Annotated in this window: 9 protein-coding genes; 2 read left to right on the top strand and 7 right to left on the bottom strand. The window is 39.4% G+C overall.

The features are described 5' to 3' along the window. Nucleotides 1-237 precede the first annotated feature (237 nt). Both WMO75_RS18005 and WMO75_RS18000 read left to right on the top strand, forming a co-directional pair. Nucleotides 238-867 (top strand): helix-turn-helix domain-containing protein, encoded by a 630-nt coding sequence (locus WMO75_RS18005; RefSeq protein ID WP_118238299.1) that lies wholly within the window; start codon nt 238-240, stop codon nt 865-867. Nucleotides 868-953: 86 nt separating this feature from the next. Beyond that, entirely contained in the window at nt 954-2,249 is a 1,296-nt protein-coding gene (locus WMO75_RS18000; protein ID WP_118238301.1) for a tyrosine-type recombinase/integrase, read from the top strand. Between the two features lie 213 nt (nt 2,250-2,462). On the opposite strand, the gene WMO75_RS17995 is transcribed toward WMO75_RS18000, so the two are convergent. From WMO75_RS17995 to WMO75_RS17965, 7 genes are all read right to left on the bottom strand, one after another. After that, a complete protein-coding gene (locus tag WMO75_RS17995) occupies nt 2,463-2,837 on the bottom strand; it encodes a TnpV protein (RefSeq protein WP_117468397.1) in 375 nt (124 codons plus the stop codon). 3 nt (nt 2,838-2,840) lie between these two features. Continuing rightward, nucleotides 2,841-4,262, bottom strand: coding sequence for a plasmid recombination protein (locus WMO75_RS17990; RefSeq protein WP_349078658.1), 1,422 nt, complete (start codon nt 4,260-4,262; stop codon nt 2,841-2,843). A 220-nt stretch (nt 4,263-4,482) separates the two neighbouring features. Then, a complete protein-coding gene (locus WMO75_RS17985) occupies nt 4,483-4,710 on the bottom strand; it encodes a DUF5348 domain-containing protein (protein WP_055053912.1) in 228 nt (75 codons plus the stop codon). Nucleotides 4,711-4,860: 150 nt separating this feature from the next. Then, nucleotides 4,861-5,082 (bottom strand): complexin-2, encoded by a 222-nt coding sequence (locus tag WMO75_RS17980; RefSeq protein WP_117468423.1) that lies wholly within the window; start codon nt 5,080-5,082, stop codon nt 4,861-4,863. Nucleotides 5,083-5,209: 127 nt separating this feature from the next. After that, nucleotides 5,210-6,211, bottom strand: coding sequence for an AAA family ATPase (locus WMO75_RS17975; RefSeq protein WP_173770107.1), 1,002 nt, complete (start codon nt 6,209-6,211; stop codon nt 5,210-5,212). Beyond that, a complete protein-coding gene (locus WMO75_RS17970) occupies nt 6,183-7,400 on the bottom strand; it encodes a site-specific integrase (RefSeq protein ID WP_117468400.1) in 1,218 nt (405 codons plus the stop codon). Before WMO75_RS17970 ends, WMO75_RS17975 begins: the two co-directional genes overlap by 29 nt. A gap of 14 nt (nt 7,401-7,414) precedes the next feature. Beyond that, nucleotides 7,415-7,609, bottom strand: a complete 195-nt coding sequence (locus WMO75_RS17965) for a helix-turn-helix domain-containing protein (protein ID WP_055053915.1) — start codon at nt 7,607-7,609, stop codon at nt 7,415-7,417. Nucleotides 7,610-7,884 lie beyond the last annotated feature (275 nt).

The raw sequence follows: 7,884 nt of genomic DNA, 5'->3' as shown, positions 1-7,884 counted from the left end.
TGCCGATTCCCGTATAATCAGCAGCTTCTTCAATAGATAAGGCAATCTTTCTTTGTGTCATATGACCACCTCCTTTTGAATTGCATTATGCAATTTTATTTGTGCTGTCAGTATAGCGTGTTTATATTGCTTTGTCAAGCATTATGAAATTACATTGCTTTTCTTTGAATTGCATATTGCAATATGTGTTGTTACGTGGTATAGTAATGACATACCGAAAAAGGAGGCACATCAGCAATGAAAGATAAAGAACTACGCAAGCTGATCGGCAGCAGGGCAAAACAGCGCCGTCTGGAATTAAATCTGACACAGCCTTATGTAGCAGAGAAGATGGGAGTTACCGCTTCCACAATCCTACGTTATGAGAATGGTTCGATTGACAATACCAAAAAGATGGTACTGGAAGGTCTTTCGGAAGCACTTCATGTATCCATTGAATGGCTCAAAGGGGAATCTGATGAATATGAAACCGATATTACGGATAAGAAAGAATTACTGATTCGTGATGCGATGAGTGATATTCTCAAACAGTTACCTCTCGACCTTAATAAAACAGAAGACGCATTTTCCAAAGACTTACTGCTGTTAATGTTAAAGCAATATGAACTGTTTCTGGATTCGTTTCAGTTCGCCTGTAAAAATTACAAGGGCAGTACCAAAGATGCGGACATTGCCAAAGTAATGGGCTTTGAATCGAAAGATGAATATAACGAGATCATGTTTCTCAGGGAGATTACGCATACTGTCAACGCATTTAACGATATGGCAGATGTGATAAGACTCTATTCTAAGAAACCGGAAACAGCAGAACAAAGGCTTGCCAATCTTTTATCCGAAGTTATGTATGAGGATTCTGAATCGGTATAGTAAGACAACCGGAGTTGTGATATACTTACACGCAAGAAGCATTTCAACAGTTCCGATTGTCTGATATCGAAAGGAGACATACGATTATGGCAAAAGGATCTGTTAGAAAAAAAGGGAAAAAATGGTACTATCGCTTCTATGTAGAAGATGCAAGCGGTAAAATGGTTCAGAAAGAATATGCTGGAACCGAAAGTAAAAGTGAGACGGAAAAACTTCTCCGCAAAGCACTGGAAGATTATGAAAACAAGAAGTTTGTCGCAAAGGCAGACAGCCTTACGGTAGGGGAACTTCTGGACATGTGGGCGGAAGAAGAACTGAAAACCGGAACACTGAGTAATGGCACAGTGGAAAATTATCTTGGTGCAATCCGATGTATCAAAAAACACCCGATTGCAGACCGAAAGCTGAAAACGGTTACCGCTGAACATTTACAGAGTTTCCTCGACCTACTTACGTTCGGTGGCGAGTTTCCAGACGGAAAAGTGCGAAAAGGATACAGCAAAGATTATATCCATTCATTCTCCGCAGTGTTACAGCAGTCATTCCGTTTTGCAGTATTTCCAAAACAATTAATCAGTTTCAATCCGATGCAATATATCAAGCTGAAAAGACAGGCAGAGGAAGTTGACCTCTTTTCCGATGATGAGGTGGAAGAAGGCACACAGCCGATTTCACACGAAGATTACGAGCGGCTCATCAAATATCTGGAAAAGAAAAACCCACCTGCCATTCTGCCGATTCAGATTGCGTATTATGCCGGACTCCGTATCGGGGAAACCTGTGGTCTTACATGGCAGGACATTAACCTTGAGGAACAATGCCTGACCATAAAACGCAGTATCCGCTACGACGGCATGAAACACAAAAATATTATCGGACCAACGAAACGGAAGAAAGTAAGGATTGTTGATTTTGGCGATACTCTGACTGAAATACTGAAAGCTGCCAGAAAGGAACAACTCAAAAACCGGATGCAGTATGGCGAATTATATCACCGCAATTACTACAAAGAAGTGCATGTGAAAAACAGAGTCTATTATGAATACTATCATCTTGACGGAACACAGGAAGTCCCGGCAGATTACAAAGAAATCTCCTTTGTCTGCCTGCGACCAGATGGCTCTTTGGAACTGCCGAGTACACTCAGCATTGTATGCAGATCAGTGTCAAAGAAGCTGGAAGGATTTGAAGATTTCCATTTTCACCAGTTACGTCACACTTACACCAGCAATCTGCTTTCCAATGGGGCTGCTCCGAAAGATGTACAGGAGTTGTTAGGACACTCTGATGTCAGTACCACAATGAATATTTACGCTCACTCAACAAGAAAAGCAAAGCGGGATTCCGCAAGACTTCTTGATAAAGTAGCGAGCAATGCTTAACTAAAAATTTCCCTTATTTCCCTTGCGGATTCCGCATAAGGGCAAAAATAAGGGAAAATACATATCATTTCACTATCTAAGGGGCTGTAAGCCTTGAAAAATAAGGAAAGTTCAGGAAATCTCTCCACAAATTCCGATTTACCTTCACTTTATTTTACCATAGTGCTTTCTAAAGTGCTATTCTAATATATACAAAAGTGTAAAAGAACGATCTCACACATATACCATGTTTTTCAATATAATCTCTTCTGCACTGGCTTTTATATTATTCATTAACCTAACCCACTTCATCTGATCCTGTGCCTTTAATTCTTCAGTTACACCCTGTTTTTCTATCATCTGTTCCATAAGCGTTTCCACCTGTTCTCTGACTTCCTGATCGATCTGATTCAGATGTTCATTCAATTTTCCGGTCAATAACATGTATTGATATCTTGCTGATCTGTGTTCTTTTAAGAACTGCTTTCGTAACATTCCATATTTTCCATATGTCGGTTCTTCTTCTCTTAAAACCAGATCCGGCAAATAGTAATCTCCATGCAACGTATAGCTCATTCCATTTTTCTCATCATAAATCTGTTTTTTCATAGTCTAAATCTCCAATCCTTTGTATTTTGTTTTATTTTTCTTACGTTGTTGGTTTTCAATCTGGCTCTTTTGAGTTGCCCATTCCAACTGTTTCAGAACGCTTCCCTTTGGCATTTGCTCCATTCGCCGTTTTTCTTCCAGTGCCCTTTGTTCTTTAATGTCCTGCTGCACCACATCCTCTACAGTTTCCATTCCCAGAATACGCACCACTCTGTCATATCTGTCCGAAATCTTTTGTAAACGTTGATTATCATTTGATAATTTTCCATTTTCTTTACGCACATCATCTAACTGCGTTTGGATATCATCACATTTCTCCGTAGATTTTTGATATTTGTTTTTCCAGCTTTCTATCGTTTTGTTAAGTTCTACAACCTTTCCAGCTAATGCAGCAATCTGATTCTTCATCTTGATAAACAATGGCTTGATTTTATTTTCTCTGTAAGGTACTGCACGTTCAAATGTTCCTGCCTCCGGTAAAAACGTCTTAATCATTCCATATTCTTTTATTTCTTTACTGGCATTATCCATAATCGGCTGCAGCACATCTCGACGCTCTTCCAGACTTTTTACTTCTTTTTCTGCGTCCTCTGCCCTTTGTTCTGCTTCTTGTTTCTCCCTGTTTGCCTGTTCCTTATCGTCTTTTAAAATCTGGATATCTGCTCTGAATTCCGCAATTTGTGCTGTCAGTTCTTCGTTTTCTGCAGTTAGATACTCTTTCTCCTGCTCCAGCTCCTGTACTTCCTTTTTTCGCTCTTTCTTCTTGAAGTTATAAACATCCAAATGTTCCTCATGAGTACCTTTCTGTTCCCATTCAATGCCATGCTGTTTTGCAATCTCTGCCAGGACCTTTTTTTCATGGTTCATCCACTGGTTCAACTCTGTATCATGCTTATTTCCACCTTGAAATCCAAGACTTTTTAATGCCTGTTTCAACGAAACTCTGGTGCCCATTCCTTTTCCTTTCCAATCAGTCACATAAGGAATAAAATCAATATGTAAATGTGGAGTAGACTCATCCTGATGTAGATAACACCCAAATACCCGTAACGTTGCATTCCGCTTCTGGAAGTCCTTTACATATTCATCCAGTATTTTTACAGCCAGATCTCCTTCTGCTGTTCCGACAGCCATATCTTCTCGATTTCCAATTTGAAAAATTACTTCGTGGAACAACTTCTCTTGTTTTCCCTGCCGGATTTTTTCATAGTAATTTGTAATCTGTCTATCTTTTCTTTTCCCGATATTATATCGTTCTACAGCTTCATCAAACAGTTCTTTATAAACTTCTTTTAAATTCTCATTCTGATAGCAAATATTTAGTTGCACTCTGTCTGAATCAACATTTTCTGCTATAAATTCCCTTCTGTTATGAGCCAGAGAACCTGTCCCGATCATACCACTAATTGTTCGTTTCAGCGTCATGTTCGTCACCCCACTTTCTAAAACCAGTGCCAGACATGGCACATAAATTTGTATCTTTACCAGCCTATAGTATAAAAAGAAATCTTCGCCGGATACGGCGGTTTTGTTACTTTTGTCAAAAGTAACGCAAAAGCACTTTCGACAGCCGTTCCGTCCATCAAAAGTACCCTTGCGCCCTGCCGGGGGCTATTTTATCTCTTTCGTTACTCTCTCGACTAAATTATTCCGGTATTCTTGCCTGCACATATTCCAGATCTCCACAGTATGGCGTTCCAACCAGATACCATTCTCTTGCTGGATTCATCTCCATTCTTGTCCTTACCCACTTATCATCGACCAGCACCTCAAGACCTTCTCCACAGTGAAATCCCGTATCAATCCATAAGTCCGAGGCTAATAACCCATATCTGTCATTGCTACTGTTATATCCTAATCTTCCCTGCTTCATCGAATCGTTCTCCCTTCTTCACAACTATCAAATTTACAGCAACCTCACCGTCCAGCCTCAGCTTTCCGTATGCGCCTTACCAACTTTCTTCTTGTTTACTTCTCACAGGGGCGTGACACGCTCCTGTAAAAAGGTAATCAACACGAACTGTTACCATCGAAAGCTCTCTTGCATTCCTTTTCTGTCCAGATACTCCTGCCGGAACTTTTCCCGTTCCTCTTCTGTTGGCGCAGTTTTGAATTTACTGTATGCCTCACGATTTACCATTGCATCCAGCTTTTTTTCCAGACCTTTTCTTATATCATCTGCTTCCTGTTCCTGATCCAGTAAATGATATTTTATAATCTTTCCAAATAACTCCTCTGGAATCATAACGTTTTTCAAGTTCTCACCTTCTTACAATTTATGTAAGGACGCAACACTGCAATGTCTTTACAGATTGCAACCTTGCATTTTAATTCCGCATTTTCTATATACTCTGCAATGTTGCACCCTTAATTTATTCCGGCTTAACTTTATTTAAATCCCAATACCAGGAATTACCGATTCGTCTTGCCTTAATTCCAAGTTCCTTTTTTGCATTTTCCAGTGTTCTTTTAGAAATATTCAAATCTTCTGCCATATCAAAGATTTCACTGCTTTGCACAGAAGTTGATGTTTCTGCCAGTTCCCTCAGCATCTTTTTTGCCTGTTCCAGTTTATTTACCTTTGGAGCAATTCCACCAAGCACCTCATCTGCTGTGATTTCATAGTCACCTATCCACTCAAATCCGGTTTCTGTCAGGCGAAATGCTTTGGAATGTCCAAATGCAGCCAGATTATTTTTAATCTGAACCACTGCTCTTAAGTCCGGTTCTCCCTCTATTCTTCCTACCAGTAATACGCTTCTGGCTACTGCAAAAAAGTCAATCGAACCCATTCCTCTATATGCAGCTTTATTTCCACCAGCTTTATTCATATGTCCGATTAATAAAATTGCACATTTATACTTTTCTGCCAGCAAGCTCAATCTTTTTGTCATATCCCTTGCTTCATTTGCCCGGTTCATATCCATTGTTCCTCCAAGGTATGCCTGAATCGGATCTAAAATAAGCACTCTCGCACCAGTCCGTTTGATAGCAGTTTCCAGTCTCTCATCTATCATGGAAAGTGATTTTTCTGTTTCATCTATAACCATGATTCTTTCACAGACCGCTTCTGCCAGCTCCAGTCTGGGTTTTACCGTATCTGCCAGCCCATCTTCCGCTGTCTGATAAATAATCTTTACTGGTTCTGTTACTTTCATATCGTTATCCAGACCTTCTCCTTTAGACAATCTCGCTGCAATATTTAATATCAGCGTAGTTTTTCCATCGCCCGGATCACCCTGAATGATCGTTAATTTCCCATAAGGGATAAATGGATACCAGAGCCAGTCCACTGTCTGGGACTGGACATCTGACATCTTTATCATTTTCAATTCTGTTTTATTCTCATTTCTCTGTTCCATAAATTCCTCCATTTTTCAAACTATTCTCGCCAATTATCTGTTGTTCTCTGGAAGAATCCCTGATATAATCAACTTGTCTAGGGTTGACATTTGTGGATTCGTCCCCATTTGTCACATTGCTCCGGTTGTTCGTACTTCCGGAGCTTTTTATATTTTCATCATCCAGCATATCTGCCACCACTTTCTGCTGATCTGGATATAAGTGCCCATAAGTATTCAATGTAATGCGAATGTCCGTATGTCCAAACCTTTCTTTAATCATCAATGGTTGCACTCCCTTATTGATCAGAAATGCCGCATGACTGTGACGAATGTCGTGTACTCTTATCTTTTTTACTCCGGTCTTTTGAACCACCTGTTTTAACTTATGCTGTACCGCTTCATGAACCATTGGAAAAATCCGTTCATCTTCGGGCAACTCATACAGTCTGCTAATATAGTCCTGAATCTCTTTTTTCAGAAATTCCGGTATGGAAATCGTACGGTTCGATTCTTCTGTTTTGGGAGATGTAATCACGTCCTCTCCATGCATACGGTAGTAAGTTTTATTGATATGAAGTAGATTCTTTTCAAAATCAATGTCAGCAGGTGTAATGCTGAGTGCTTCGCCTTCTCTCGCTCCTGTCCAGAATAATAATTCAAACAGCACATAATATTTGCTTCCCGGTTCTATTCCGGTCATAAACTGCCGATATTCTTCAATTGTCCAAAACTTCATTTTCTTTTTTGAAGTCTTTCCCATACGTTTTACTTTGTCACAAGGATTATCTGCCAGATTGTAGATATTCTTCGCATGATTAAACAATGCCGTCATCTGATTCTGTATTGTTTTCAGATAATCATCTGAATATCCTTTTTCAATAATCGTATTCTGCCACTGGATAATCTCTGCTGGTGTGATACTGTTCATCGGTCTGTCCTTAAAATACGGTAACAGTTGAGCATTCATCGTATCTCTTTTGTTCTTGATACTCCTGTCCTTCAATGACTGAGACTTGTCTCGGAAGTAGACTTCTACAAACTCTCCCATTGTCATATCCATGTCTGCTTTCGCTGTTCTTTTATACTCCGCTTCAAAATTTAATGCTTCTTTCTTAGTGCGGAATCCTCTTTTTACTTTTCGCTTTTTGGCTCCTGTCCAGTCCTCATAATAAAATGAAACATACCAGGTTCCTCTTTCTTCATCTTTGTATGCTGCCATACTTTCTCACCCCCTTACATTGCAATCTGGGAATATCCATAAAATTTCTTTTCCCAGAATGCCCTCGGTATCTTGCCCGCAACGGTTACATATCCCTGATCTGCAAGCTCTTTGTTCAGTTTGCGAAGCAGCTTGTAAGCATATCCAAGTGAAATCCCCATGCTCTCTGCAACTTCTTCCGCTGTAATCATATAGTTCTGTCTCTGCATATCATTTCCTCCTTGTCTATAATTATCATTTTCACTGATACTATATCATTTTAAATAATCATTGTCAATAATTTTTATCATCATGAATGATATTTTTCTATATTGTTGATTTTTATCATTTGTGATATACTAATCATAGCTTTTAAGGAGGTGGATAATATGCAGGAATCATCTATTTCAGAAAAAATAAAAGAGCTGCGAACTGATCTGAAGATGAATCAAAAAAACTTTTCCGCAGCTATTGGTATACGTCAGTCAACTTTATCCAGTTATGA

This window comes from Blautia intestinihominis (assembly GCF_040096655.1).
In the GTDB taxonomy this organism is placed as follows: Bacteria; Bacillota; Clostridia; order Lachnospirales; family Lachnospiraceae; genus Blautia_A; species Blautia_A intestinihominis.
This window is presented reverse-complemented; position numbering and strand designations above follow the sequence as displayed.